The organism is Massilia aquatica, assembly GCF_011682045.1.
GTDB classification, from domain to species: domain Bacteria; phylum Pseudomonadota; class Gammaproteobacteria; order Burkholderiales; family Burkholderiaceae_D; genus Telluria_A; species Telluria_A aquatica.
Genome location: NZ_VVIW01000011.1, coordinates 140,548 through 166,761, shown reverse-complemented (window position 1 = coordinate 166,761; position 26,214 = coordinate 140,548). Strand labels below are relative to the sequence as shown.

At 61.2% G+C, this 26,214-nt stretch carries 25 protein-coding genes; 18 read left to right on the top strand and 7 right to left on the bottom strand.

The window, feature by feature from the left end; all coding sequences use genetic code 11:
- Positions 1-912: 912 nt before the first annotated feature.
- The 10 genes from F1609_RS19320 (at position 913) to F1609_RS19275 (ending at position 10,422) form a co-directional block, all read left to right on the top strand.
- Positions 913-1,950, top strand: coding sequence for an NAD(P)H-dependent flavin oxidoreductase (locus F1609_RS19320; protein WP_167078152.1), 1,038 nt, complete (start codon positions 913-915; stop codon positions 1,948-1,950).
- A gap of 20 nt (positions 1,951-1,970) precedes the next feature.
- Complete coding sequence (locus F1609_RS19315; protein ID WP_167078150.1) at positions 1,971-3,605, top strand: GMC family oxidoreductase; 1,635 nt, start codon at positions 1,971-1,973, stop codon at positions 3,603-3,605.
- A gap of 162 nt (positions 3,606-3,767) precedes the next feature.
- On the top strand, positions 3,768-4,538 hold the full coding sequence (locus tag F1609_RS19310) for an ABC transporter ATP-binding protein (RefSeq protein WP_167078149.1): 771 nt from the start codon (positions 3,768-3,770) through the stop codon (positions 4,536-4,538).
- On the top strand, positions 4,538-5,245 hold the full coding sequence (locus F1609_RS19305) for an ABC transporter ATP-binding protein (protein ID WP_167078147.1): 708 nt from the start codon (positions 4,538-4,540) through the stop codon (positions 5,243-5,245). The genes F1609_RS19310 and F1609_RS19305 overlap by 1 nt, the downstream gene beginning before the upstream one ends.
- Before the next feature lie 54 nt (positions 5,246-5,299).
- A complete protein-coding gene (locus F1609_RS19300) occupies positions 5,300-6,505 on the top strand; it encodes an ABC transporter substrate-binding protein (RefSeq protein WP_167078145.1) in 1,206 nt (401 codons plus the stop codon).
- 202 nt (positions 6,506-6,707) lie between these two features.
- Positions 6,708-7,592, top strand: a complete 885-nt coding sequence (locus F1609_RS19295) for a branched-chain amino acid ABC transporter permease (RefSeq protein ID WP_167078143.1) — start codon at positions 6,708-6,710, stop codon at positions 7,590-7,592.
- Positions 7,593-7,619: 27 nt separating this feature from the next.
- Complete coding sequence (locus F1609_RS19290) at positions 7,620-8,603, top strand: branched-chain amino acid ABC transporter permease (protein WP_167078141.1); 984 nt, start codon at positions 7,620-7,622, stop codon at positions 8,601-8,603.
- A gap of 75 nt (positions 8,604-8,678) precedes the next feature.
- Positions 8,679-9,494, top strand: a complete 816-nt coding sequence (locus F1609_RS19285) for an alpha/beta fold hydrolase (RefSeq protein WP_167078139.1) — start codon at positions 8,679-8,681, stop codon at positions 9,492-9,494.
- Positions 9,495-9,561: 67 nt separating this feature from the next.
- Positions 9,562-9,978, top strand: a complete 417-nt coding sequence (locus tag F1609_RS19280; protein ID WP_167078137.1) for a MarR family winged helix-turn-helix transcriptional regulator — start codon at positions 9,562-9,564, stop codon at positions 9,976-9,978.
- Between the two features lie 45 nt (positions 9,979-10,023).
- Positions 10,024-10,422 carry a tautomerase family protein gene (locus F1609_RS19275; RefSeq protein WP_167078135.1) on the top strand — a complete coding sequence of 133 codons (399 nt, stop codon included), beginning with the start codon at positions 10,024-10,026 and terminating at the stop codon, positions 10,420-10,422.
- On the opposite strand, the gene F1609_RS19270 is transcribed toward F1609_RS19275, so the two are convergent.
- From F1609_RS19270 to F1609_RS19245, 6 genes are all read right to left on the bottom strand, one after another.
- The gene (locus tag F1609_RS19270; protein WP_167078133.1) at positions 10,419-11,354 is read right to left on the bottom strand and encodes a helix-turn-helix domain-containing protein; all 936 of its coding nucleotides are present in this window, start codon (positions 11,352-11,354) and stop codon (positions 10,419-10,421) included. The two genes, F1609_RS19275 and F1609_RS19270, sit on opposite strands and share 4 nt — an antisense overlap.
- 35 nt (positions 11,355-11,389) lie before the next feature.
- The gene (locus F1609_RS19265; protein ID WP_167078131.1) at positions 11,390-12,874 is read right to left on the bottom strand and encodes a mannitol dehydrogenase family protein; all 1,485 of its coding nucleotides are present in this window, start codon (positions 12,872-12,874) and stop codon (positions 11,390-11,392) included.
- Positions 12,871-13,926, bottom strand: coding sequence for an ABC transporter ATP-binding protein (locus tag F1609_RS19260; protein WP_167078129.1), 1,056 nt, complete (start codon positions 13,924-13,926; stop codon positions 12,871-12,873). The genes F1609_RS19265 and F1609_RS19260 overlap by 4 nt, the downstream gene beginning before the upstream one ends.
- 23 nt (positions 13,927-13,949) lie before the next feature.
- Positions 13,950-14,768: a carbohydrate ABC transporter permease gene (locus F1609_RS19255; RefSeq protein ID WP_167078127.1), complete on the bottom strand. Its 819-nt coding sequence runs from the start codon at positions 14,766-14,768 to the stop codon at positions 13,950-13,952.
- A gap of 10 nt (positions 14,769-14,778) precedes the next feature.
- Positions 14,779-15,639, bottom strand: coding sequence for a carbohydrate ABC transporter permease (locus F1609_RS19250; RefSeq protein WP_167078126.1), 861 nt, complete (start codon positions 15,637-15,639; stop codon positions 14,779-14,781).
- Between the two features lie 77 nt (positions 15,640-15,716).
- Positions 15,717-17,027, bottom strand: a complete 1,311-nt coding sequence (locus F1609_RS19245; protein ID WP_167078124.1) for an ABC transporter substrate-binding protein — start codon at positions 17,025-17,027, stop codon at positions 15,717-15,719.
- 267 nt (positions 17,028-17,294) lie between these two features.
- Between F1609_RS19245 and F1609_RS19240 the strand changes: the two genes are divergently transcribed.
- Positions 17,295-18,098, top strand: coding sequence for an L-iditol 2-dehydrogenase (locus F1609_RS19240; protein ID WP_167078205.1), 804 nt, complete (start codon positions 17,295-17,297; stop codon positions 18,096-18,098).
- A 1-nt stretch (position 18,099) separates the two neighbouring features.
- Here F1609_RS19240 and F1609_RS19235 read toward each other — a convergent pair whose 3' ends face one another.
- Positions 18,100-19,266: an iron-containing alcohol dehydrogenase gene (locus F1609_RS19235; protein WP_167078123.1), complete on the bottom strand. Its 1,167-nt coding sequence runs from the start codon at positions 19,264-19,266 to the stop codon at positions 18,100-18,102.
- 143 nt (positions 19,267-19,409) lie between these two features.
- Here F1609_RS19235 and F1609_RS19230 point away from each other — a divergent pair, with 143 nt between their 5' ends.
- From F1609_RS19230 to atpB, 7 genes are all read left to right on the top strand, one after another.
- Positions 19,410-20,174, top strand: coding sequence for a sulfite exporter TauE/SafE family protein (locus tag F1609_RS19230; RefSeq protein WP_167078121.1), 765 nt, complete (start codon positions 19,410-19,412; stop codon positions 20,172-20,174).
- A gap of 188 nt (positions 20,175-20,362) precedes the next feature.
- Entirely contained in the window at positions 20,363-22,294 is a 1,932-nt protein-coding gene (gene mnmG, locus F1609_RS19225; RefSeq protein WP_167078119.1) for a tRNA uridine-5-carboxymethylaminomethyl(34) synthesis enzyme MnmG, read from the top strand.
- On the top strand, positions 22,291-22,938 hold the full coding sequence (gene rsmG / locus F1609_RS19220; protein WP_167078117.1) for a 16S rRNA (guanine(527)-N(7))-methyltransferase RsmG: 648 nt from the start codon (positions 22,291-22,293) through the stop codon (positions 22,936-22,938). The genes mnmG and rsmG overlap by 4 nt, the downstream gene beginning before the upstream one ends.
- Before the next feature lie 114 nt (positions 22,939-23,052).
- Positions 23,053-23,823: a ParA family protein gene (locus tag F1609_RS19215; RefSeq protein WP_166889083.1), complete on the top strand. Its 771-nt coding sequence runs from the start codon at positions 23,053-23,055 to the stop codon at positions 23,821-23,823.
- A 35-nt stretch (positions 23,824-23,858) separates the two neighbouring features.
- Entirely contained in the window at positions 23,859-24,737 is an 879-nt protein-coding gene (locus tag F1609_RS19210) for a ParB/RepB/Spo0J family partition protein (RefSeq protein ID WP_167078115.1), read from the top strand.
- Positions 24,738-25,012: 275 nt separating this feature from the next.
- The gene (locus F1609_RS19205) at positions 25,013-25,351 is read left to right on the top strand and encodes an ATP synthase subunit I (RefSeq protein ID WP_167078113.1); all 339 of its coding nucleotides are present in this window, start codon (positions 25,013-25,015) and stop codon (positions 25,349-25,351) included.
- 1 nt (position 25,352) lies between these two features.
- Positions 25,353-26,192, top strand: a complete 840-nt coding sequence (atpB, locus tag F1609_RS19200) for a F0F1 ATP synthase subunit A (RefSeq protein ID WP_167078111.1) — start codon at positions 25,353-25,355, stop codon at positions 26,190-26,192.
- The last annotated feature ends 22 nt before the right edge of the window (positions 26,193-26,214 follow it).

Sequence of the window (26,214 nt, the reverse complement as noted above, 5' to 3'; positions counted from 1 at the left end):
AACAGTTCTGCGTGCACTGCAAGCTTCGCAAGGCGCGCAGGAGGCCGCCAGCGTCGATTTCTGCAGACACTCCCGGCTTGCACTCCAGCAGCGCTGTTGTGGCCGTCGCGGTGCCTCCAGGGGCTTTACAGCGCATCGGCAGTTCTGCGTTTTTGCCTGGATGGGCTGGTAAACGCTTGTTTTTCCGGGTTTTTTGGCTTTTGGAGGATGTTGCTGTGGATGACTTCGAGGTTATGCACTGCTTTGCCGGGGTTTAGGGTTTTATATAAGTAGTATGTATACAAATTTAGTAGTGATAGTAAACGGCCGTTTTTGTGTGGATAAGTCCGCTTTTATCAACAGGATCAAGCGTTTAGCGTCGAAAAAGTAGCTGGAAAAAGCCTGTACTTTCAAAGGATGACTGTTGGACAAAAATTTGCCTGTGAACAAAGTCGATGGTTTTGCACATCTCATCCTGTGGATATCCATCGACTTATCCACATGTCCTGTCTTCCAGAGGAGCCGTTCGCGGCTTTTTTTTCGTCTTCAGAAAAGTGACTTGGACAATTTTGTGGCCGATTCTTTTTTTTGGGAAACTTTGAGTTTTTGTTCAGCAAAGAAAAATTTTTCCCGTTTTTTGGCCTTTGGAGTTTTTGACTTCGTTTTTCAAAGGTCTTGATGGTTTACCTAAAAAGGTTAAATATAGATTTAGTAGTAGTTGTTAACAGGTGCCTTTTTCTGTGGATAATGGCAAAAATGCGCTAGAAATCATGAGCTTGCGAGAGGTATAAGTCGGTGATCAGCTCTGTATCCGGCTGGTACCGATCTGGGACAAATTTTGGCCTGTGCATAAAGTCGCGTTTATCCACAAACGGTGCCTGTGGATATCAATAGGCTTATCCACAGGCCCTTTCGAACCTTGACGGAGGTGGTATGGATCTGCATGCGTTGTTTAAGTTTCCAATTTTGCAAGGACCCATGGCTGGCGGCGCCAGCCGGCCCGAATTGGTGGCCGCTGTATCGAATGCCGGCGGCCTGGGTTGCCTGGCAGGATCGTTGTTGTCGCCCGCAGCCTTGCGCGACGAGGCCGGCCGGGTCAGGTCGATGACCAACCAGCCGTTCTTGCTGAATTTTTTTGTGCTCCAGACGCCTTCCCCGTCTCCGGAAGAGGTGAGCGCTGCGGTTGAACTGCTGCGCCCGGTCTGGGAAAGCCTGGGCTGGGACAACCTGCCCGTACCGAAACAGTGGTGCCAGGACTTCGAGGCCCAGTTCGAGACCTTGATCGAACTGCATCCGGCGGCTGCCAGTTTTACCTTCGGTATCTTGAATCCCATCCAGGTCGAGCGTTTGCACGATGCCGGGGTCTATGTGATCGGCACCGTGACAACGGTTGAAGAAGCGCTGGCCTGGGAAAATGTGGGCGCCGACGCCGTGATCGCATCGGGTATCGAGTCCGGCGGCCATCGCGGCACCTTTCTTGGACCGCAAGAAGACGCCATCCTGGGCGGAAAGGAACTCTGGCCCCAGGTGGCGCAAGCCGTCAAGATGCCAACGATTGCCGCCGGCGGCATCATGACCGGAGTCGATATTGCCGAAGCGCTGGCGCTGGGTGCCCAGGCCGTGCAAATGGGCAGCGCCTTCATCGTGACCGACGAATCCGGCATTCATCCCGCCTACAAACAGCGGCTGATCGAGGCGCGCGAGACGCCAACGCGCCTGACCCGCGCTTTCAGCGGCCGTTACGCGCGCGGCCTGGAAAACACTTTTATGCGCAAGATGGAAAGTGTTGAGAAGCAAGTTCCAGCGTATCCTGTCCAAAACGCACTGACCACGGGCATTCGCGCAGCAGCTGCCGAACGGGGCGACACCGAACTGATGTCGCTCTGGGCGGGCGCCGAGATCCGGCGGGCGCGGCCGATGCCGGTGGCCCAACTGATGCAAATGCTGGTGGCCGAGATGCGTACACTATAAAACGAGACGAGGAGCTGCATTTGGAATCGGCAGGAGAATACGACTACATCATCATCGGCGGCGGCACCGCCGGCTGCGTACTGGCCAACCGCCTGACCCGGCGCCGCGATATCAACGTGCTGCTGATCGAAGCGGGCGGGCGCGACGACTACGTCTGGATCCACATTCCGGTCGGCTATTTGCACTGCATCGGCAATCCGCGCACCGACTGGCTGTACAAAACCGAACCGGATGCCGGCCTGAACGGCCGCTCGCTGATCTACCCGCGTGGAAAAGTCCTCGGCGGCAGCTCCTCGATCAACGGCATGATCTACATGCGCGGCCAGTCCCAGGATTACGAGCGCTGGGCCGAACTGACCGGCGACCCCGGCTGGGCCTGGGACAAGGTATTGCCACTATTCAAAAAGAGCGAGGATTACCATGGCGGCGCCAGCGAACTGCACGGCAGCGGCGGCGAGTGGCGCGTCGAAAAGCAGCGCCTGTCCTGGGAATTGCTCGATGCATTTCGCGATGCCGCCGAACAGACCGGCATCCGCAAGATTGACGATTTCAACGGCGGCGACAACGACGGTTGCAACTATTTCGACGTCAACCAGAAGCGCGGCATCCGCTGGAATACTGCTAAAGCCTTCCTCAAGCCGGCCGCCAAACGCCCGAATCTGACCATCATGACCGGTTGTCACGTGGAACGGTTGATCATTGAAGATACCGAACATGGCAAAGTCTGCCGCGGCGTTCAATTTTCCGGCGGCGGCACGGCATTTAGCGCCACCGCCGTCCTGGAAACGGTGCTGACCGCCGGCGCGGTCGCTTCACCGCAGATCTTGCAACTGTCCGGGATCGGCCCGGCGGCCGTGCTGCGCGACGCCGGCGTGACGGTGCAGGTCGATTCGCCAGGGGTTGGGGATAACTTGCAGGATCATTTGCAGCTGCGTATGATCTTCAAAGTCAGCAATGCGCGCACCTTGAACACCACGGCGGCGAGCTGGTTCGGCAAGATGAAAATCGGCATGGAATACGCGATGTTCCAGAGCGGGCCGATGTCGATGGCGCCGTCGCAACTGGGCGCCTTTGCCCGCTCCGATCCCGGCCAGGCCACCCCGAATTTGCAGTACCACGTACAGCCTTTGTCGCTGGAGAAATTCGGCGACCCCTTGCATCCGTTTCCTGCGTTCACGGCCAGCGTGTGTGACTTGCGCCCGAGCTCGCGCGGGCATGTGCGCATCGCCTCCGCCGATTCCTACGCCGCGCCGAAAATCACGCCGAATTACCTGAGCACGGAGCAAGACCGCAAAACTGCGGCGGCGGCGCTCACCCTGACGCGCAAGATCGTGGCCGCGCCAGCCCTGGCGCGCTTTGCGCCGCAGGAATTCAAGCCGGGCATCTCGTTCCAGACGGAACAAGAGCTGGCCGACGCCGCCGGCCAGATCGGCACCACGATTTTCCACCCCGTCGGCACTTGCAAGATGGGCCGGGTAGGGGATCCGATGGCGGTGGTCGATAGCGAACTGCGCGTGAACGGCGTGCAAAAACTGCGCGTGGTCGATGCCTCGGTGATGCTCTTGATCACGTCCGGCAATACCAACAGCCCGACCATCATGATCGCGGAACGGGCGGCCGAGCTGATCGTGCAGGCGGCCAAGCCGGCACCTTAGCAAGACCTCACAACTGCCGCAAAGTTGCACTTCCATGTCGCTTGCCTGATAGGCATCAGAGCTGGCGGCATGGTAGTTATACTGTATTGTGAGCAAAATCCAATCTGTGTATAGTCGAACAAAAAAGTTTTCAAAGCGGTATGAAAATAAACCGGAGACACAATGACAGATGTCATATTGGAAACAAGAGCCCTGACCAAAGAGTTCAAAGGCTTTACTGCGGTCAATGATGTTAACCTTGCCGTCCAGCGTGGACACATCCACGCGCTGATCGGTCCCAACGGCGCCGGCAAGACCACCTGTTTCAATCTGCTGACCAAATTCCTGGTGCCCACTTCGGGCAAGATTTTGTTCAACGGAAAAGATATCACCGATGCGCGCCCGGCCCAGATCGCCCGCATGGGCATCATCCGCTCGTTCCAGATTTCGGCCGTGTTTCCGCACCTGACGGTGTTGCAGAATGTGCGGATCGGCCTGCAGCGCGAGCTGGGCACCTCCTTCCATTTCTGGCGCAGCGAAAAATCGCTCTCGCGCTTGGACGACCGCGCCATGGAATTGCTGGCCGAGGTCGACCTGACCGAGTTCGCCGATACCGTCACGGTCGACATGCCTTACGGGCGCAAGCGCGCGCTCGAAATCGCCACCACCCTGGCCATGAAACCCGAGCTGATGTTGCTGGACGAGCCGACCCAGGGCATGGGCCATGAAGATGTGCACCGGGTCACCGAGCTGATCAAAAAAGTATCGGCCGGCCGCACCATCCTGATGGTGGAACACAATATGAACGTGGTGTCCGGCATCTGCGACAAGATTACCGTCTTGCAGCGCGGCGCCTTGCTGGCCGAGGGCAGCTACGCCGAAGTCTCGACCAACGCGCAGGTGATGGAAGCCTATATGGGCACCACCAGCACCGAGCTGGAAGGAGCGCATTGATGACCGCCGCGCTCGAAATTTCGCATTTGCAAGCCTGGTACGGCGAATCGCACATCCTCCACAACGTCAATCTGCGGGTCGAGAAGGGCGAAGTCGTGACCCTGCTGGGCCGCAACGGCGCCGGCCGCACCACGACATTGCGCGCGATCATGGGTCTTACCGGCGCACGGACCGGCTCGATCAAGGTCAACGGAGTCGAGTCGATCGGCATGCCGACGCACAAGATCGCCCACCTGGGCATCGGCTATTGCCCGGAAGAGCGCGGCATTTTTTCGTCGCTCTCGACCGAAGAAAATCTCATGCTGCCGCCGCAACTGGCTGGCGCCGACGCCGGCATGTCGGTAGCCGAGATCTACGAAATGTTTCCGAATTTGCTGGAACGAAAAAACAGCCAGGGCACGCGCCTGTCCGGTGGCGAGCAGCAGATGCTGGCGGTGGCGCGCATTTTGCGCACCGGCGCGCGCCTCTTGCTGCTCGATGAAATTTCCGAAGGCTTGGCGCCGGTGATTGTGCAAGGCCTGGCGCGCATGATTACCACGCTCAAGGCCAAGGGCTACACCATCGTCATGGTGGAACAGAATTTCCGCTTCGCCGCACCGTTGGCGGACCGGTTTTACGTGGTGGAGCACGGCCAGATCGTGGAAACCTTTGCTTCGTCGGAACTGAGCGCCAAGATGCCGGTTCTGACTGAACTGTTGGGCGTATAGCAGGATAGCGACAGCCCAAAGCAAGACCATACCAATACCCTAAATGGAGACAATATGAAACGTAACATCATTGCTTTAGCAGCCAGCGCCGCCTGCCTCGGATTCGCCTTGCCAGTGCACGCGCAAATTTCGAACGACACCATCAAGATCGGCATGCTGACCGACGTCTCCGGCGTGTACGCCGACGTCGATGGCGCCGGTGGCGCGGAAGCGGTCAAGATGGCGATCGCTGACCTGGGCGGCAACATCAACGGCAAGAAAATCGAGTTCGTGTTCGCCGACCACCAGAACAAGGCCGACATCGCCGCCAGCAAGGCGCGCGAATGGTTCGACCAGCAGGGTGTCGACATGCTGATCGGCGGCACCAATTCGGGCGCCAACCTGGCCATGGCCAAGATTGCCGCCGAAAAGAAAAAAGTCTTCATCTCGATCGGCGCCGGCACTGCCCGCCTGACCAATGAAGAATGCTCGCCGTTCACCGTGCATTACGCCTACGATACGGTAGCGTTGGCACGTGGAACAGGCGGCGCGATTGTGAAGCAGGGCGGCAAGTCCTGGTATTTCCTCACCGCCGATTACGCCTTCGGCCAGTCGCTCGAAAAAGACACGACCGACGTGGTCAAGGCCGCTGGCGGCACGGTGGCCGGTACTTCCAAGCACCCGCTGTCGGCCTCGGATTTCTCGTCGTTCTTGTTGAAGGCGCAGGGCTCGAAGGCGCAGATCCTGGGCCTGGCCAATGCCGGCGGCGACATGATCAACGCGGTCAAGGCGGCCAACGAGTTTGGCGTCGGCAAGTCGATGAAGCTGGCCGGTTTGCTGGTGTTCATCAACGATATCCACACCCTGGGTTTGAACATGACCCAGGGCATGTACCTGACCGATGGCTGGTACTGGGATCAGAGCCCGGAAAGCCGGGCCTGGTCGAAGCGCTATTTCGCCAAGATGAAGAAGTCGCCGTCGATGCTGCAAGCTGCCGATTACTCGGCCGCGACCACTTACCTGAACACGGTCAAGGCGCTCGGGACCGACGACAGTGAAAAAGTCATGGCGCAGTTGAAGAAGACCAAGATCAACGACATGTTCACCAAGGGCGGCGAAATCCGTCCGGACGGCCGCATGGTGCACGATATGTACCTGATGGAAGTGAAGAAGCAGGCCGAATCGAAGTATCCGTGGGATTACTACAAGGTCATCGCGACCATTCCTGGCGCGCAGGCGTATACGACCAAGGCGGAAACCAAGTGCGCGTTGTGGAAGTAAGGTAGGTCACATTCGTATATCCCCCGTCGTTCCCGCGCCAAGGCGGCACTCGGCGGGAACCCATGGCACGTCCGCTAAGCTACTGTGCTATGGATTCCCGCCTGCGCGGGAACGACGGGGTGAGGGCGGTTGCTCTCGTTTTGCATTCGCTGCCGCTCATCGTCCCCCGGCCACCCGGTCCCACTTTATGAACTGAGATGCCATGGAAATATTCGGCGTTCCCCTGCAGGCGATGGTCAGCCAGCTCCTGCTTGGCCTGGTCAACGGCTCCTTCTACGCCATGCTCTCGCTTGGCCTGGCCGTCATCTTCGGCCTGCTTAATGTCATCAACTTTTCCCACGGCGCCCTGTACATGATGGGCGCTTTTGCCGCCTACATCGGCGTCACCACCTTCGGCCTGAGCTACTGGACCATGCTGGCGCTGGCGCCCTTGCTGGTCGGCGTGTTCGGCATCATCATCGAAAAATCGATGCTGCGCTGGCTCTACAAGCTCGACCACCTGTACGGCTTGCTGCTGACCTTCGGCATCACCTTGCTGCTCGAAGGCGTGTTTCGCTCCTTCTTCGGCAACTCCGGCCAGTCGGTCGGCGTGCCGGAACTGCTCCAGGGCCGCACCGACCTCGGCTTCATGGAATTGCCCAACTACCGCCTGTGGGTGGTATTCGCCTCCTTAACAGTGTGCCTGGCAACCTGGTTCGTGATCGAAAAGACCAAGCTCGGCGCCTACCTGCGGGCCGGGACCGAAAACCCGAAACTGGTCGAAGCCTTCGGCATCAACGTGCCGCTGATGGTCACGCTCACCTACGGCTTCGGCGTGGCCCTGGCCGGCTTTGCCGGGGTGCTGGCGGCGCCGATCGTCAACGTCACGCCACTGATGGGCTCGAACCTGATCATCGTCGTGTTCGCCGTTGTGGTGATCGGGGGCATGGGCTCGATCATGGGCTCTATCCTCACCGGCCTCGGTCTTGGCGTGATCGAGGGCCTGACCCGCGTCTTCTATCCGGAAGGATCGGAAGTGGTGGTGTTCGTGGTCATGGTCATCGTGCTGCTGCTCCGTCCCGCCGGCTTGTTCGGCAAAGAGAAGTAAACAAGTAACCGAGAACTGGAGCCATTGATGAACAAGAACATCGCTTACGGCGTCGCGCTGGTGATTGCGCTGGCGGCGCCTTTTGTCGGCTATCCCGTGTTCCTGATGAAGTTGCTGTGCTTCGGGCTGTTCGCCTGCGCCTTCAACTTGCTGATCGGTTATACGGGCCTGCTATCCTTCGGCCATGCCGCTTTCTTCGGTGCGGCCGGCTACGTGACCGGCCACGCGCTGACCGTGCTCGGCTTGCCGACCGAACTGGGCATCGTGCTCGGGGTGGCGGCCAGCGCGCTGGTCGGCCTGGTCATGGGCATGGTGGCAATTCGCCGCCAGGGCATCTACTTTTCCATGATTACCCTGGCGCTGGCGCAAATGGTGTACTTCGCCGCCCTGCGCGCACCGTTCACGCACGGCGAGGATGGCTTGCAGGGCGTTCCACGTGGCAAGCTGTTCGGCGTGATCGACCTGAGCAACGACCTGACCCTGTACTTCGTGGTGCTGGCCATTGCTGTGGCGGGCTTTGCCGTCATCGTGCGCACCGTGCATTCGCCCTTCGGGCAGGTGCTCAAGGCGATCAAGGAAAACGAGCCGCGCGCCATTTCGCTTGGCTACGACGTCGACAAGTACAAGCTGCTGGCCTTTGTACTGTCGGCGGCGCTGACCGGGCTGGCCGGCGCCACCAAGACGCTGGTGCTGGGCTTCGAGACGCTGACCGATGTGCACTGGACCATGTCGGGCCTGGTGATCCTGATGACCCTGGTGGGCGGCATGGGCACCTTGTCGGGGCCGATCATCGGCGCCTTCATCATCATCACGCTGGAAAACAAACTGGGCGATATCGGCACCTTCCTGGCGACCCACACCGGCGTGGAATGGTTCAACACCCTGGGCGAATCGGTCGGCATGGTGACCGGGCTGATTTTCATCCTGTGCGTGCTGCTGTTCCGGCGCGGCATCGTGGGCGAAATCGGCGCGGCGCTGGCGGCCTCCGGTGTTCGTAAAAAATCCGTATGATTGCTTAAAATGCACCATTGGAGGCCGGGTCGCATGACCCGGCCTTTTTTTTATCCCATTTTTTGCGGAGGTACGATGGAACAACTACTCACCGTCAACGGTATTGCGATGCACGTCGTGACCGAAGGCGAGGGGCCGGCCGTGCTCTTGCTGCATGGCTTTCCCGATACGCATGCGGTGTGGCACTTGCAGATTAAGGCGCTGGTGGCCGCCGGCTATCGCGTCATCGCGCCCGACCTGCGTGGCTATGGCCAGACCGAAGCGCCCGGCACCGAAGACGCCTATGCCATGGATGCGCTGCGGGCCGACGTGGTGGCCCTGCTCGATGCGCTCGGCATCGAGCGCGTACTGCTGGTCGGCCACGACTGGGGTTCGGTGGTCGGCTGGAACGTGTGCATGCATGCGCCGGAGCGGGTGGAGCGCTTCGTGGCGCTGTCGGTCGGGCACCCGGCGGCCTACACCGAGGGTGGGCCGTTGCAACTTCTTAAAGGCTATTACGTTCTGGTATTCCAGCTGCGCGGTATCGCCGAGTCGATGCTCAAGGCCTTCGACTGGCACTCGCTGCGCGGCCTGGCCAGCACGCCAGCCCAGTTCGAGGAATGGCGCGCCCATCTGGACCGTCCCGGCCGCCTGACCGCCGCCCTGAACTATTACCGCGCCAACCTGAAAATGTTCAACGCCAGTACCTGGCCGACCGTCAAGGTGCCGGTGCTGGGCGTGTGGAGCTCGGGCGATGTTGCCTTGACCGAAGCGCAGATGCGCGGCTCGGAAAAGTATGTCGGCGACAGCTTCCGGTACGAACGCATCGAGAAAGCGGGGCACTGGCTACAGCTGGAAGCAGCCGGACAGGTGAATGCCTTGATCCTCAATTTTTTCCAGTCGCAGCCCTAAAATGCTTCACGTGAAACAATTCCATAAACTGGTTGCATAGCGAACTATTCTCGACTACAGTGGATGCATGTTTGATCACTGCCTCTATTTCAACACCACTGCGCTGGCCCGGGTTCTCGAGCGTGAGTGGACGCGCGCCTTCAAGCCGTTCGGGCTCACGCCATCGCAGGCGTTCATGCTGCGCGCGGTGCTGTCGCGGCCGGGCTTGCTGCAAAGCGAACTGGCCAGGGAGCTGGTGATTAGCCGCCCGACCGCCACGCGTTCGCTCGACGGCTTGCAGAAGCTGGCGCTGATCGACCGCCGCGCCACCGGCGGCGACGGGCGTGAATGCGCGGTGTTTCCGGAATCGGCTGCGCTGGCCATGCATGACGACCTCAACGCGGCAAGCGGGGCAGTGACCGCACGCCTGAAGCAGATTCTGGAACCGGAACAGTTTTCCGTCATCGTCGGCTCGCTCAAAGAGGCGCGCGCGGCAGTGGGCTGATTTTTTTTACCCAAGTAGTTGCATAGCTAACCAATGGAGATTCAGATGCCTATCATCAATGTCAAAGTCAGTGCCGTGAAATCCCCCGCCATGGTCAAGCGGATTGCCGACCTGGTGCAGCACAAGACCGTTGGCATCCTGAGAAAGAAGCCGGAGCTCATTTCCATCGCCATCGACTTTGTTGATCCGGATTGCTGGATCGTCGCTGGCGAGTCGCTCAGTGCGCAAGGCAAGCACAGCGTCTACGTGGACGTGAAGGTGACCGACGAGACCAACACCAAGGATGAAAAGGCGGCCTATATCGCCGAGGTGTTCGCGGGCTTCGGCGCGCTGCTCGGCGAGCTGCACGAGGAGAGCTACATCTACGTCGATGACGTGCGCGCAGCGGCGTACGGCTACGGCGGGCGCACGCAGGAGTACCGTTACCAGCATCCGGCTGGCTAGCCTTCCGCCTCCCTGGCGGCGCTGGCGCCGAAACGCCCGCCCGCCTGGCGCCGGAACTCCTTGGGCGTGACGCCCTTGATCTGCAGGAAGCGGCGGTTGAAATTGGCCACGTTCTGGAAGCCGACGTCGTAGCAGACATTGGTGACGTAGTGGTCGGTGTTCATCAGCAACTGGCACGCCTTGTTGACGCGCAGGCGGGTGACGAAGTCGGTAAAGCTGTTGCCGGTGGTCTTGCGGAAGAATCGGGAGAATTTACTCAGCGACATGCCGAGTTGATCCGCCACCGCCTCGGCCGAGATCGGGTCGCGGTAGTTGTCGGTGATGTAGCTGAGCACCGCGTTGACCTTGGCCAGGGTGCCCTCGTCGTCATACGAACGCATGGTGGCGCTCGAGAGCAGCCGGTATTTGTTGTTGCGCGCCAGCCGGCACATGAAGTTCACAAAATAGCCGAAACGCTCGGCGCCAGCGCTTGCGCGAATCCGCAGAAAATCCTGTTCGGCCTCGGCGCCGATGTCGAGGAATTCAATGCCATAAATGGAGCGCTCCAGCAGGGGCAGCAATTCGCGCAGTTCCGGGATCAGCCGGGAAGCTTGCTCCAGCGGCTCGTGGGCGAACTGCAGGATCATGTCGCGCAGCAAAACGCCTTCGTCCGGCACGCTGCTCGATATCCAGTTATGCGGCAGGCGCGGCCCGGTCAGCACCAGATGGCCGGGCGAGAATTCGCCGATGTAGTCGCCCACGAACAGCTTGCCGCTGGTCGAGACGATCAGGTGCAGCTCGTACTCGTCGTGACAGTGCCAGCGCACGCGCGGGCTGGGATAGCCGTGCTCGATGTAGTGGACGATGCCGTCGTAGTTTTCGCGCTCCAGCTCGGGCGGCTTGAGCTGGAAGCGCTGCGGTTCCACGTGGCGTAGTTGAGGCAAAGTGGTCATGTCATGTTGTCCCCGTTTTTCATCCCCATGGTCGTTCACTTTACGCTGGCGAGCAAGTGGGCCAGCGCGGCACGCGCACCATCTTGGTACAGGCGCGCCAGCGCATCGGCCACCGCGTCGACGAAGCGCGGCGCCTCGCTTAACTCGCCGAACAGTTCGCGCAGCGACAGCAGTGCGCCCGGATTGGCGCCGCCGCGCAGGGCCAGCTCGCGCAACTGCGCGGACAGCGGGTCGATCAAGGTCAGCGGGCGGCCCTGGTCGTCGCTGCCGCTCAGGTAGCGGAACCAGCACGCCACGGTGAAGCTGAGCAGGGCGATGGGCCCGCCGCGTTCGAGCTGGTCGCGCACCGAGGGCAGCACGAACTTGGGCATGCGCGCCGAACCATCGGTGCCGATCCGCAAAAGCTGGTCGCCGATGGCCGGATTGGCGAAGCGCTCGATCAGGGTGCGCTTGTAGTCGGTGAGGTCGATGCCGTCCACCGCCGGCAGCAGCGGCGTGACCTCGATGTCCATCATGCTGGCAAACAGCTGGCGAATGTCGGCATCCGCCATCGCTTCGTGCGCATACTCGTAACCGAGCAGCATGCCGATGTAGCACAGCGACTGGTGGCCGGCGTTGAGCAGGCGCAGCTTCATCTTTTCGTAGGGAAGCACATCGTCGGTCATGTGCGCGCCGACCAGTTCCCAGGCCGGGCGCCCGCCCGGAAAATGGTCTTCGATCACCCAGCTTTTGAACGGTTCGGCCATCACGGGCCAGGCGTCGATCAGCCCGAATTGGTCGCGCACCAGCTGGCGGTGTTCGCCGGTGGTGGCGGGCGTGATGCGGTCGACCATGCTGTTCGGGAAGGCGCAGTGCCCGGCCAGCCATGCGCTCAACGCCGGATCGCGCAGCTGTGTGAAGGCCAGCAGCATCGCGCGGGTGATGTCGCCATTGCTTTGCAGGTTATCGCAAGACATGACGGTGAACGGCGCCAGTCCGCGTTCGCGCCGCCGCGCCAGCGCCTCGGCCAGGTAGCCGAAGCAGCAGCGCGGCGCGTGCGGATGCGCCAGGTCGTGCACGATGTCGGGATGGCCGGCATCGAAGCTGCCGTCGCCCTGGTTGACGTAGTAGCCGCCCTCGGTGATGGTGAGCGAGACGATGCGGGTGCCGGGGTCGGCCAGCTTTTCCAGCACTGCCTGCGGGTCGTCCGGCGCGTACAAAAATTCCAGCAGGGCGCCGACCACGCGTGCCGTATCGCCCTGCGCGCTGCGCTCGACCAGGGTATACAGGCAGTCCTGGGCCAGCATGGCGTCGCGCATGGCCGCATCAATCGGCAGCAGGCCCACGCCGCAATAACCCCACTCGGCGTGGCCGGGCAGGCGCAACAGGTCGTCCAGATACAACGCCTGGTGCGAGCGGAAAAATCCGCCGACGCCAATGTGCACGATGCTGCGCGCGGGCGCGCTGCGCTCGTAGCCGGGTCCCGGTACATGCCCTGGCAGATGGTCGAGCGCGGCCTTGTTCAATGCGATCGCCATCATCGTGCTCCCTGCGGATGCATGCCGCACGTGGAACCCGATTTGTCGAAGTGGTGCACGAAGCCGCGTTCGAACGCCAGGTGGGTGCGCGCACCGGGTTGCAGGGCGATCCGCTCGCTGCCGCGCGCGACCACCTGCACGTTGTTCTCCAGGCGCGCGTAGACCAGGGTTTCGACGCCGAGCGACTCGACCATGTCGACGGTGGCGGGCAGGCTGCCTGGCTGCGCTTGATCGAGCACGTGCACATGCTCGGGGCGGATGCCGACAAAGCCGTCGCTCGGGGCGAGGCCGCCCGACAGCGCGGCCAGCCGCGGCAAGAGCGCCGCCGGCACCACGTTCATGCTCGGGGTGCCGATGAACTGCGCCACGAAACGGTTGGCCGGGCTGTCGTACAGGAACAGCGGCGAGCCATGCTGCTCGATCTGGCCATCGCGCAGCACCACCACGCGGTCGGCCAGTGTCATGGCCTCGACTTGATCATGGGTGACGTAAATGGTGGTGGCGCCCAGTTCGCGGTGCAGCTTGGCGATTTCGATGCGGGTCTGCACGCGCAGGGCCGCGTCCAGGTTCGACAGCGGTTCGTCGAACAGGAACACCTTGGGGTCGCGCACGATGGCGCGGCCGATGGCGACGCGCTGGCGCTGGCCGCCGGAGAGCTCCTTCGGTTTGCGTTCGAGGTAGTCGCCGAGGTTGAGAATGGCGGCGGCCTTGTCCACCTTGGTGCGGATCTCGGCGGGCGGCACGCCGGCCAGTTTCAGCGCGAACGACATGTTCTGGAAGACCGTCATGTGCGGGTACAGCGCGTACGACTGGAACACCATCGCCAGGTCGCGTTTGGACGAGGGCAGGGCCGTGATATCGCGCCCATCCAGGTGCAGGCTGCCTTTGTCGATCGGTTCCAGGCCGGCGATGAGGCGCAGCAGGGTCGACTTGCCGCAGCCGGACGGACCGACGAAGACGACGAATTCGCCCTTTTCAATCTCAAGGTCGATGCCCTTGATGGCGTGGTGGCCGCCGAAGAATTTTTCGATGTTGTTCAGTTGGAGGTAAGCCATGATCTTGATGTCCTATTGTTGTTCTATTTGACTGCGCCGAATGTCATGCCTTGCACCAGCTGCTTCTGGCAGAACCAGCCCAGCGCCATGATCGGTGCGATCGCCATCAGCGATGCGGCCGACAGCTTGGCCCAGAACAGCCCTTCGGGACTGGAGTAGGAGGCGATCAGCCACGCCAGGGTGCCGGCGTTCGAGGCGCCCAGGTTGAGCGACCAGAACGACTCGTTCCAGGCCCACACCATGCACACCAGCGCGGTCGAGGCGATGCCGCCCACCGACAGCGGCAGCACGATGTAGCGGAACTCGTGGAAGACGGTGGCGCCGTCCATGCGCGCCGCTTCCAGGATGTCGCGCGGGAGCTCGCGCAGGCTGGTGTAGAGCAGCCAGATCATGATCGGCAGGTTCATGAGCATGAACATGAGGGTCATGCCGACGCGCGTGTCGAGCAGGCCGGCGTACTGGAAGCAGACGTAGATCGGCATCAGCGCGCCCACGCCCGGCATGTAGCGCGAACTGAGGATGAACTTGAGCAGGCCGACCGTGCCGCCGGTCGGGAAGAACGCCATCGAATACGCCGCCGGAATCGCGATCGCCAGCCCCAACACGGTCGAGAGCACGCTGGTGATGAGCGAATTGAAGGCGTAGCCGGCGTAGTGGTCGCGCGCCATCACTTCCTGGAAGCTTTGCAGGGTCGGCTCGAAAAACAGCAGCGGCGGCGTGGCGATGGCCTGGCCCTCGGTCTTGAAGGCCATCAGGGCCAGCCAGAAGATCGGGAAGAACAGCAGCAGCGCGAAGAACCAGGCGGCCGCCGTGCGGGTGTGCAGTGCGAGTTTGTTGGTCATCGATGTCTCCTTATTTCGCCAGGTTCTTGCCGATTGAGCGCATCAGGAAGAAGGCGGCGATGTTCGCCAGCAGCACCGCGAACAGGGCGCCGGCCGACGCCGCGCCGATGTCGTAGGACTGCAAGGCCTGCTGATAGATCATGAAGGTGATGGTGGTGGTCTCGAAGCCCGGGCCGCCGCCGGTGGTGGTGAAGATCTCGGCGAATACCGACAGCAGGAAGATCATTTCGATCATCAGCACCACCGACACTGCGCGTCCCAGGTGCGGCAGGTACAGGTAGCGCAGCTGCTGCAGGTAGTTGGCGCCGTCCATGCCGGCCGCTTCCAGCTGTTCCTTGTCCATCGACTGCAGCGCCGTCATGAAGATCAGGCAGGCGAAAGGGAGCCACTGCCAGGAGACCATCATCACGATCGACAGCAGCGGGTACTGCGACAGCCAGTCGATGGGCGTGGCGCCGAAGAAGATGCTGACGTGCGCGAACAGGCCGTAGATGGGATTGAGCAGCATGTTCTTCCACATCAGCGCGTTCACCGCAGGCATGACCAAAAATGGGGAAATGAGCAGCACGCGCACGATGGCGCGGCCCGGGAAGGCGTCGTTGATCAGCAGCCCGAGCGCAATGCCCAGCACGACGGTGATCGCCATGACGGAAAACATCAGCACGAAGGTGTTTTTCAGCGCCGGCAGGAAGGCGCCGTCGGTGAAGAAAAAGATGAAGTTGTCGAAGCCGTTGAAGTCATGTTCGCCGGGAGCGAGCATGCTGTAGCGGATGAACGAGTAGTACAGGGTGATCAGCAGCGGGACGATGGAAATGATGGCGATGGAAAGCACCGCCGGTGTCAGTAAAGTCCGAGGAAGAAGTCGTGTCATAAAGTTCCCAGGTGCGACAAAGGAACGCCGCTTGCGCGCATGCGCAGCGGCGATTGAAAACGCAGGTGTGGAATGAACTACTTGTAGTAGCCGCCCTTGCGCATCTCGCGCTCGGCTGCCTGCTGGCTGACCGCCAACGCCTGCTCGACCGTGACCTTGCCCAGAAGAGCCGCGCTCATCTGCTGCCCGGCCGCGACCCCAATGGTCTGGAATTCGGGTATCGCGGCGTACTGCACGCCGACGTAGGGCGAGGGCGGCAGGGTGCTCTGGTTCGGACGGCTGCTGGCAATCGCCGTGCCTTCGGCGGCGGCGAATTTGGCGACCTTGACGAACTCGGGCGCGGCATAAGTCGACTTGCGGGTGCCGGTCGGCACGCTGGCCCAGCCGGACTCCTTGGCGACCAGTTTGATGTACTCCTTCGAGGTGGCCCAGTTGATGAATTTTTGCGCCGCCTCGGGCTGCTTGGAGCTGCGTGGAATGGCCAGCGACCAGGCCCACAGCCAGTTGGCGCCGCGCTCGGTGGTGGCGATTGGCGACTGCGCGAAGGCGACCTTGTCGGCCACTTTGCTCTGCTTCGGATCGGTGATGAAGGAGGCGGCAATGGTGGCGTCGATCCAGATGCCGCACTTGCCTTCGTTGTACAGCGCCAAAATTTCATTGAAGCTGTTCGAAGACGAGCCCGGCGGGCCGTAGTTCTTGAGCAGGTCGACGTAGGTGGTGACGGCGTCTTTCCACGGCTTGCTGGTGAACTGCGGCTGCCATTTCATGTCGAACAGTTGGCCGCCGAAGGAGTTGGCGATGGTGGTGATCAGCGCCATGTTGTCGCCCCAGCCCGGTTTGCCGCGCAGGCAGATGCCGTACACGCCGTTGGCGGGGTCGTGGATCTTGGCGGCCACGGCGCGGATGTGGGCCCAGGTCGGGCGGTCGTCGATGCTCATGCCGGCTTTTTTGACCAGGTCGCTGCGGTACATGATCATCGAGCTTTCGCCGTAGAACGGCGATGCGTACAGTTTGCCGCCCACCGACAGGCCGTCGCGGATCGATGGCAGCAGGTCGTCGATATCGTAAGCGGCGTCGGCCTTGAGCGGAATCAGCCAGTCCTTTTTGGCCCAGATCGGCGCTTCGTACATGCCGATGGTCATCACGTCGAACTGGCCGCCCTTGGTGGCAATGTCGGTGGTCATGCGCTGGCGCAGCACGCCTTCTTCCAGGGTTACCCATTTGAGTTTGATATCGGGATTGGCCTGCTCGAAGAACTTGCTCATCTTCTGCATTTCGATCATGTGGCCGTTGTTGACGGTGGCAATGACCAGGTTGGTGGCGGCCAGGGTGGTGCTGCTGACACAGAGTAGGGCCGTGCACAAGGCACTGCTTGCGATACGTTTCATGCTGTTGTCTCCAGATTTTTTTGCTTTTTATATTCAATGCAAGGTTTGCACCGTGTACAGAATGTAGCACCAGACACCGATACTTTCTGATACTGCAACTCCTAGTGTCGATACTTTTTTGCACCGGGCTCATCCATGCTCGCCCCTGTACAGACCACCGATGCGGCTTGGATAAAAGTATCGACTATTGCGTATGCCGTATCAGGTGCGCGGCCTGATCGTTGCTAGACTTTTCAGCACGACCAAACCCCAAGGAGATTGATGATGATGTCGACCCAGCACGCAAGCAGGAACCGGCTTGCATCGAAGCACGCACTGCTGACCGGCGCCGGTGGCGGGATCGGGCTGGCGGTGGCCGAGGCTTACCTGGCCGAGGGAGCGCGTTGCAGCGTGGTCGATCTGGCTGGCGCGCCCCCGGCCGCGCTGGCGCCTTTGACGGCGCGCTATCCGGACCAGTTGCACTACCTGGATGCCGACGTGCGCGACGCCGGCGCAGTCGCGGCCATGCTGGCGCTGGCCGCCGAACGCTTCGGCCCCATCGATATCCTGTTCAACAATGCCGCCGTGTTCGACATGGCGCCCTTGCTGGAATCGGACCTGGCGATGTACGAACGCATCTTCGAGGTCAACGTGAAGGGCATGTTCATCGTGATGCAGCAGGTGCTGCGGACGATGGTGGATGCGGGCCGCACCGGCGCCATCATCAACCTGGCATCCCAGGCGGGGCGGCGCGGCGAAGCGCTGGTGGCGCACTATTGCGCGAGCAAGGCGGCGGTGATCAGCTACACCCAGTCGGCGGCGCTGGCGATGGCGCCGCATGGCATCCGCGTCAACGCCATTTCGCCGGGGGTGGTGGACACGCCCATGTGGGACCATGTGGACGCGCTGTTCGCGCGCTACGAACAGTTGCAGCCGGGCGAGAAGAAGCGGGCGGTGGGCCTGGCGGTGCCGCTCGGACGCATGGGCACGCCGGGCGATGTGGCCGGCGCGGCGATTTTCCTGGCCAGCGACGAGTCGGCGTACATCACGGCGCAGACGCTCAACGTCGATGGCGGCGCCGTGATGAGCTGAGTCAGTAGGCGGCGCTGTAGATGCTGTGGATATCGTCGCGCGTCAGTTCGCGCGGGTTGTTGCCGAGCAGACGGGTTTGCAGCATCGCATCGTCGGCGAGCTTGTCAATATCGGCTGCGCTCACGCCGACCTGGCGCAGTGTGGTCTGGATGCCGGTTTTTACAGCAATCTGTTCCATCGCATTGACCAGCGCATGGGCGCGCGCTTCTTCGCTGCCGCTCACGTGCGGGTCGATGATGCCGGCCAGTTCGGCGTAATGCGCGCTGGCGTGCGACAGGTTAAAGCGCAGCACATGCGGCAGCACCAGCGAGTTCGACAAGCCATGTGGCACGTGAAATATCCCGCCGATCGGATAAGCGAGGGCGTGCACCGCCGCCACCGGCGCATTGGAAAATGCCTGGCCGGCAAAGCAGGCGCCGAGCAGCATCGCCTGGCGCGCGTCCAGATCGCCGCCGTGCTCGCAGGCGCGCAGCAGCTTACGCGACAGGTGCGACAATGCCTGGCGTGCCAGATTGTCCGACATCGGGTTCTTCTTGTGCTTGCTGGTGAAGGCTTCGATGGCGTGCACCATCGCATCGATGCCGGTCGCCGCCGTCACCAGGGGCGGCAGGCCGAGCGTGAGCTGCGCGTCCAGGATCGCCAGGTCGGCATACAGCTGCGGTGCGACCACACCCATCTTGGTGGTCGCGCCGGTGGTGACGATGGCGATGTTGGTCACTTCCGATCCGGTGCCGGCGGTCGTGGGAATCTGCACCAGCGGCAGCCGTTTGCCGCGCACATTGCCGATCCCGTAGATCTGGCTGAGCGGCTGGTCGCTGCCGGCCAGCACCGCGATCAGCTTGGCCACATCCATCGAACTGCCGCCGCCCAGGCCGATGACGAGATCGGTTTCGTGGCGGCGCGCTACCTCCACCGCTTGCAGCACCACCGATTCCGGCGGATCGGCAACGACGTCGGACCAGACGTGCACCGCCACATTTTCCTGTTCCAGCGAGCGCTGCGGAGCGCCGACCAGGCCGGTGCCCAGGAAGCCCGGGTCGGTTACGATGAGCGCGCGGCGGGCATCCGGAAAGTGGCTGCGGACCAGGGAACCGAGCCGGCTGCTCGCGCCGGGACCGGAGACAAGGTGGGGAACGGTACTGAAACTGAACTCGGCGGACTCGGTCATTGCGCACCTGCTGGTCGATGGGAGATGTGAAAAGCTTACACCATTGGCGCGCCAGGCAGGAAAATGGCGCTGCGGTACGTCGATGAGATTTCTTACGTACAATATCTGGCTGTGCTGTTCAGTCCTCCCTTTCTGGAAAACCCATGGTCGATTTTGCCTTACTCGGATGCGCGGCGTTCCTCGCCGGCTTGGTGGATGCTGTTGTGGGCGGAGGTGGATTGATCCAGGTGCCGGTGCTGTTCTCGGTGTTTTCACGTGAAATCCCGGCGACCTTGCTGGGCACGAGCAAGTTTGCTGGCATCTTCGGTACGGGTGCTGCGGCCGTCAACTACGCGCGCAAGGTGAGGGTGGCGTGGAGCGCGGCGGCGCCGGCGGCGGTATCGGCCTTGCTGCTGTCGTTCGCCGGTGCGTATACGGTGACCAAGGTGCCGGCCGATTTTGTGCGGACTTTGCTGCCGTTCGTGCTGGTTGCGGTGGCGGTGTACACCTTCCGCAAAAAGGATTTCGGCAGCGTCCACGCGCCCTTGCATAGCGGCGCGACCGAGCGCTGGGTGGCGGTCGGTATTGGCGCCGCCATTGGTTTCTATGACGGCTTCTTTGGTCCCGGCACCGGCAGCTTTTTACTGTTCCTGTATGTGCGGTTTTTCGGCTTCGATTTCCTCAGCGCTTCCGCCGCCGCCAAGGTGGTCAACGTGGCGTGCAATCTGTCGGCGCTGATGTGGTTTGGCTACAGCGGTCATATCCTCTGGCAACTCGGTCTGATGATGGCGGTGTGCCAGGTGGCCGGTTCGCTGGTCGGCACCAAGCTGGCGATCAAGCATGGGAGCGCGTTTGTGCGCAAGCTGTTCCTTGTGGTGGTCAGCCTTCTGATCGTGAAAACCAGCTACGACGCCATCGTGAAGTGGTAGTGGTTTCACGTGGAACAGCGCAGAGGCTGGTGCGGATGTTCCACGTGAAACCATCCATATTCGTCAAATAGTGCGTTCCACGTGAAACACTCCGTTGCGACAAAATTGCAGATTCAAGGGGTAAAAGCGTAGGGGGTCTGAAAAGACTCTATAATCGGGCCTCATATCCCCTCGCTCTACACTCCATCATGCTATTTCCAACTGAATTCGACGTCATCGTCGTCGGCGGCGGCCATGCCGGCACCGAGGCTGCGCTCGCTTCTGCCCGTATGGGCCAGAAGACTTTGCTGCTTACCCATAACATTGAGACGCTCGGCCAGATGTCTTGCAACCCATCCATCGGCGGCATCGGCAAGGGCCATCTGGTCAAGGAAGTCGACGCCATGGGCGGCGCCATGGCGATTGCCACGGACGAATCCGGTATCCAGTTCCGTATCCTGAACTCGTCCAAAGGTCCTGCCGTACGCGCTACCCGCGCGCAAGCCGACCGCATCCTGTACAAGCAAGCCATCCGTTCGCGCCTGGAGAACCAGCCGAACCTGTGGCTGTTCCAGCAGGCCGTTGACGACCTGATGCTCGAAGGCGACCGCGTGGTCGGCGCCGTGACCCAGATCGGCATCAAGTTCCGCGCCCGCGCGGTGGTGCTGACGGCCGGCACTTTCCTCGACGGGAAAATCCACGTCGGCCTGCAAAACTACTCGGCCGGCCGCGCTGGCGATCCACCGGCGATTTCGCTCTCGGCCCGCCTGAAGGAAATGAAGCTGCCGCAAGGCCGCCTGAAGACCGGCACGCCGCCGCGCATCGACGGCCGCAGCATCGACTTTTCGCAGATGGCCGAGCAGCCGGGCGACCTCGATCCGGTGCCGGTATTCTCGGTCATGGGCAACACCGGCATGCACCCGCGCCAGGTGCCGTGCTGGGTTACGCATACCAATGCGCAAACGCACGACATTATCCGTGCCGGTCTGGACCGCAGCCCGATGTACACCGGCGTCATCGAAGGCGTCGGGCCGCGTTACTGCCCGTCGATCGAAGACAAGATTCACCGCTTCTCGGGCAAGGAATCGCACCAGATTTTCCTCGAGCCGGAAGGCCTGACCACCAACGAATTCTATCCAAACGGGATCTCGACCAGCCTGCCGTTCGACGTGCAGATCGCCCTGGTGCGCTCGATGAAGGGCATGGAAAACGCCTTCATCCTGCGCCCTGGCTATGCCATCGAATACGATTACTTCGACCCGCGCGGCCTGAAAACCTCGCTCGAAACCAAGGCTGTGCAGGGCCTGTTCTTTGCCGGCCAGATCAACGGCACCACCGGTTACGAAGAGGCGGCGGCGCAAGGCATGCTGGCAGGTATCAATGCGGCGCTGCTGACCAAGGGCCAGGATGCCTGGGTTCCGGGCCGTTCCGAAGCCTACCTCGGCGTGCTGGTGGATGACTTGACGACGCAAGGCGTGGCCGAGCCGTACCGCATGTTCACCAGCCGCGCCGAGTTCCGCCTGAGCCTGCGCGAAGACAATGCCGACATGCGCCTGACCGAAATCGGCCGCAAACTCGGCTGCGTTGGCGACGCTCAGTGGGAAGCCTTCGAGCGCAAGCGCGAAGCGGTCGCCGTGGAACTGGAGCGCCTGCGCACCACGTGGGTTAACCCGCGCATCCTCGCCAGCACCGAATCGGAAAGGGTCATCGGCCAGGCCATCGAGCGCGAATACTCGCTGGCCGACCTGTTGCGCCGCCCGGGGGTGGACTACGACAAGCTGATGGGCCTGTCCGGCGTGGAAGGCCAGGCCCTGGCCGGTCCCGGCGTGGAGGATCCCGCAGTCAAGGAACAGGTCGAAATCCAGCTCAAATATGCCGGCTATATCGACCGCCAGGCCAAGGAAGTGGAACGTCACGACCACTACGAAAACCTGAAACTGCCTGCCGGATTCGACTACCTCGACATCAGCGCGCTGTCGATCGAGGTGCGCCAGAAGCTCGACAAGCAGCGTCCGGAAACCCTGGGGCAGGCTTCGCGCATCTCGGGCGTCACGCCGGCGGCCATTTCGCTGCTGTTGGTGCATTTGAAAAAACGGGGCGCAAAAGGCTTTGCCACCCTCAACGAGGAGTTGGCAGGATGAAGTTTTTCGACCGTAACGCCATTGCGCCGGTGCTGGCCAATGGCATCAAAGAACTCAAGCTGGACCTGAACGAACAGCAACACGGGCAACTGCTCGACTACCTGGCACTGCTGCACAAATGGAATTCGGTGTACAACCTGACCTCGGTGCGCGATCCGATGCAGATGGCGACCCACCATGCGCTCGATTCTCTGGCCGCCGTATCCGCTTTTGAGGGCGCGACCAGTGTACTGGACGTCGGGGCAGGGGGCGGCTTGCCCGGCATCGTGCTGGCGATTGCCCGGCCGAGCATGTTAGTGGCGCTGATCGACACCGTACACAAGAAAACCGCCTTCCTCACGCAAGTCAAAGCCGAACTGGGCCTGGCCAATGTGACCGTGCACACGGCAAGGGTGGAGCAATTGCAGGTGCCGCACAAATTCGACGTCATCACCTCGCGCGCTTTCGCCGACCTGTCGGACTTTGTGAACTGGTCCGGACACCTGCTGGCCGAGGGCGGCAAATTCATCGCCCTGAAAGGCACGGCGCCGGCGGACGAACAGGAGCGGCTGCCGAGCGACTGGAAAGTGAGCGAATTGCGGCCTATCCAGGTTCCAGGGCTGCAAGCGGAACGGCATCTGGTTTTTATCGAAAATAACAAGTAAACAGTATAAATCGTATAAATGATTTATATCGTTTTAACTGTATAAATCGAATAAACGATTTATACGATTAAAACAGTATAAATTGTTTGCATCAAAACTATCATAAGAGCATACATGGCGAAAATATTTTGCGTTGCAAATCAAAAGGGCGGCGTAGGCAAGACCACCACCAGCGTTAACCTGTCGGCGGGGCTGGCCAAGCTGGACCAGCGCGTGCTGCTGGTCGACCTGGACCCGCAGGGCAACGCGACCATGGGCGCAGGCATCAACAAGGCCGGCCTGAAGGCATCGACCTATGAAGTGCTGCTGGGCGAGGCCGAGGTGAGCGCGGCGCGCACGCGCTCGGAAGCGGGGCGCTTCGACGTGCTGCCGTCGAACCGCGAACTGGCCGGCGCCGAAGTCGAGATGGTCGAACTGGAAAACCGCGAGCGCCGCCTGAAGGATGCGCTGGCCTCGGTCGACAAGGACTACGACTTCATCCTCATCGACTGCCCGCCGGCCTTGTCGATGCTGACCCTGAACGGCCTGTGCGCCGCGCATGGCGTGATCATTCCGATGCAGTGCGAGTACTACGCGCTGGAAGGGTTGTCGGACCTGGTCAACACCATCAAGAAGGTGCACGCCAACCTGAACACCGACCTGAAGATCATTGGCCTGCTTCGGGTCATGTTCGATCCGCGCATGACGCTGTCGCAGCAGGTCTCGGCCCAGCTGGAGCAGCACTTCGGCGACAAGGTCTTCAATACCATCATCCCGCGCAACGTGCGCCTGGCCGAAGCGCCGTCGTACGGCGTGCCGGGCGTGGTGTTCGATCCGTCCTCGAAAGGGGCGCAAGCCTACATCGCCTTTGGCGCCGAGATGGTCGAACGCATCAAGACAATGTAAACATACGCATCACACAAAATAGGCAGCACATATATATGGCAACCAAAAAACTCAAGGGGCTCGGTCGCGGGCTCGACGCGCTGCTGGGCGGCGATGGCGAGGGCGCCAAGCCCGATGCGCCGTCGGTCCTGGCCGTGCACCAGATGCAGGCCGGTAAATACCAGCCGCGCACGCGCATGGACGAAGGGGCGCTCAACGAGCTGGCCGCCTCGATCAAAACCCAGGGCATCATGCAACCGGTGCTGGTGCGCCCGATCGGGCAGGACACGCTGACCGGCGCGCTGCGCTACGAGATCATCGCCGGCGAACGGCGCTTCCGCGCGGCGCAGCTGGCCGGGCTGAACGAAATCCCGGTGCTGGTGCGCGATGTGGACGACCAGGCCGCCGCCGCAATGGCGCTGATCGAGAACATCCAGCGCGAAGACCTCAATCCGCTGGAAGAGGCGCAGGGGATTCATCGCCTGATCTCGGACTTCAATTTCACGCACGAGCAGGCGGCGACCGCCGTGGGGCGTTCGCGCAGCGCGGTGTCGAACTTGCTGCGTCTGATGAATCTGGCGGCGCCGGTGCAAACCATGCTCATGGCCGGCGATGTGGACATGGGTCACGCGCGCGCCTTGCTGGCGGTGGACCCGGCCAGCCAGATCGCACTGGCCAACCAGGTGGTGGCGAAGCGCCTGTCGGTACGCGAGACCGAAAAGCTGGTGGCCAGGGAGCTGGAAGAGCAGGCCAGCCCGAGCACCATGCGCCAGAAGGAAAAATCGGGAGATATTGCCCGGTTGGAAGAAGAGCTGTCCGACAAGCTGGCCACGCCGGTGTTGTTCAAGATGGGTGCGAAGGGCAGGGGACAGATGATCATCGACTTTGCCGATCTGGATATTCTGGACGGCGTACTGGCGCGCTTGCGCGCATAAGCCGACAACGTCGTCGATTCCCGCAACCCCGGGATCGGCGAAGTTCGACCATTATCACGCAAGATGTTGCTTCTAGTTAACATTTCGCACAAACCAGCAGTTCGCCCCCGTTTAGTGCAAATTGCATAAAAATGCGTGGTTTTTGAACACAATCAGTCTCATTCACAGTGCAGCAACGTTTGACGCACCCGAGCATAAGCACTTATAATCCCGCTGATTCACATAATTCAGACACCGAAACACGGCACTCATATGGCTGGCGCAAGGAATACAACATGTTGCGCTTAGTCTCCCTGCAATTGATGGTTACAGTCGTCGTCGGCATCATCGCCGCGCTTCTGGGGGGATGGGCTGCGATGTTTTCGGCGGTGTTCGGCGGATTGTGTTGTGTCTTGCCCAATGCGGTGTTCGCGGTGCGCCTGTTCGCCAGCGCGCAGAAACCCGGCGGGGCCGACCCGATATCGTTTTTTATCTGGGAATTCATAAAGATTGCTTTGACGGTGGCGCTGATTGCCGCCACCTTCTCGCTGTACCGCGACTTGAATGTGTTCGCCATGATTGGCGGCTTCATCGCGGCGCTGAAAAGTTACATATTCTTAATATTTAGGCACTGACATGACGAGTCCAACAGTTGAAGGCGGAGCGCACCACGCTCCAACGGCATCAGAATACATCCAGCACCACTTGGCTCACTTTTCGACCAAGCACCAGGATAATGTGATCGATTTCTCGATCATCAATATGGACACGCTGTTCTGGTCCATCACGATGGGCGTGCTCGGTTGCCTGATCATGTGGCTGGCCGCGCGCAAAGCCACCGCCGGTGTGCCGACCCGCTTCCAGGCGGCTGTCGAAATGGTCTTCGAGATGGTCGACAACCAGGCCAAGGACATCGTCCATGGCGACCGCAGCTTCATCGCGCCGCTGGCACTGACCGTGTTCGTCTGGGTTGCACTGATGAATTCGCTGGACTTCTTGCCAGTCGATATGTTCTCCGGTCTGTTTAAACTTCTTGGTATTGAACATATCTTCCCGTATCACCGCGTGGTTCCGACCGCCGATCTGAACGGCTCGCTGGGCATCGCCCTGGGCGTGTTCGCCTTGATGATCTACTACAGCATCAAGATCAAGGGTTTCGGCGGCTGGATTCACGAACTGTTTTCCGCACCATTCGGCATCGCCATGGCGCCGTTCAACCTGCTGTTGAACGTGATTGAGTACGCAGCAAAAACCGTGTCGCTCGGCATGCGACTGTTCGGCAACATGTTTGCTGGCGAACTGCTGTTCCTGTTGATCGCTTTGTTGGGTGCGATGGCTACGACGTTCGGCTTTGTCGGCCACGTCATCGCCGGTTCGGTCTGGGCTATCTTCCACATCCTGATCGTGTTCCTGCAGGCGTTCATTTTCATGATGCTCACGCTGGTGTATATCGGCCAGGCGCATGAAGGCCACTGATCGGCGCAGATCGAACGGAATC